Here is a 1,374-nt window from a genome sequence, read left to right as displayed (position 1 = left end):
TTCTCCCTTGCTGTCTGGTGATTCTGTCTTGCCCGGATTGTTGACTATTGATGATGGTGTTTATCCACAGCTTAGAATAATAACAGAAGCTTAACTAAAGCTAAGGAAGGTGCGAATAAGCAGGTCATTTCTTCCCAAGCTGACTCGCTGATTAAAATTTCGCGGATCTGGGCCGATTTTTTTCCCGCAAACACATCGAATCAGCCTATTTAGGCTATTTTTTCCACCATTTCTGGCGTTATTTCCGGTTTTTACTGAGATCTCTCCCACTGACGTATCATTTGGTCCACCCGAAACAGGTTGGCCAGGGTGAATAACATCGCCAGTTGGTTATCGTTTTTCAGCAGCCCTTTGTATCTGGCTTTCACGAAGCCGAACTGCCGCTTGATGATGCGAAACGGGTGCTCCACCCTGGCACGGATGCTGGCTTTCATGTATTCGATGTTGATGGCCGTTTTGTTCTTGCGCGGATGCTGCTTCAAGGTTTTTACCTTGCCGGGACGCTCGGCGATCAGCCAGTCCACATCCACCTCGGCCAGCTCCTCGCGCTGTGGCGCTCCTTGGTAGCCGGCATCGGCTGAGACAAATTGCTCCTCTCCATGAAGCAGATTACCCAGCTGATTGAGGTCATGCTCGTTGGCCGCGGTGGTGACCAGGCTGTGGGTCAGGCCACTCTTGGCATCGACACCAATGTGGGCCTTCATGCCAAAGTGCCACTGATTGCCTTTCTTGGTCTGATGCATCTCCGGATCGCGTTGCTGCTCTTTGTTCTTGGTAGAGCTGGGTGCCTCAATGATGGTGGCATCCACCAAAGTGCCTTGGGTCATCATGACGCCTGCTTCGGCCAGCCAGCGATTGATGGTCTTGAACAATTGACGGGCCAGTTGATGCTGCTCGAGCAGGTGGCGGAAATTCATCCTAGATTCTACGTCAGTACTTCAAAAAGCATAATCAAAGCCTTGATAAATATGCATTCCTTCGAAATTCAGCTTTCACCCATTGGGTGAAAGAAAAGTGCTCAAAAATATGTTAAATTATCAGCTTTTATGACTCGATATATGGTAAAATAATAGTAAGAAAAGTAGTAAAAAGGGGTTCTAATTATGATTAATAAAATTGATTTCAAAGCTAAGAATCTAACATCAAATGCAGGTCTTTTTCTGCTCCTTGAGAATGCAAAAAGCAATGGGATTTTTGATTTTATTGAAAATGACCTCGTATTTGATAATGACTCAACAAATAAAATCAAGATGAATCATATAAAGACCATGCTCTGCGGTCACTTCATTGGCATTGATAAGTTAGAACGTCTAAAGCTACTTCAAAATGATCCCCTCGTCAACGAGTTTGATATTTCCGTAAAAGAACCTGAAA

2 pseudogenes are annotated in these 1,374 nt (G+C 45.1%); one reads left to right on the top strand and one right to left on the bottom strand.

From position 1 onward, the window contains the following. Positions 1-251: 251 nt before the first annotated feature. Positions 252-917: pseudogene (locus ABD339_RS33450) on the bottom strand (IS5-like element ISKpn26 family transposase); the annotation flags it as partial. Between the two features lie 186 nt (positions 918-1,103). On the opposite strand from ABD339_RS33450, the pseudogene ABD339_RS33445 reads away from it, so the two are divergent. After that, positions 1,104-1,374: pseudogene (locus ABD339_RS33445) on the top strand (IS1380 family transposase); the annotation flags it as partial.

This window comes from Streptomyces axinellae, assembly GCF_039532135.1.
Lineage (GTDB): Bacteria > Actinomycetota > Actinomycetes > Streptomycetales > Streptomycetaceae > Streptomyces > Streptomyces axinellae.
The sequence above is the reverse complement of the archived record's forward strand: the minus strand, read 5'-3'. Positions and strand labels throughout refer to the sequence as shown.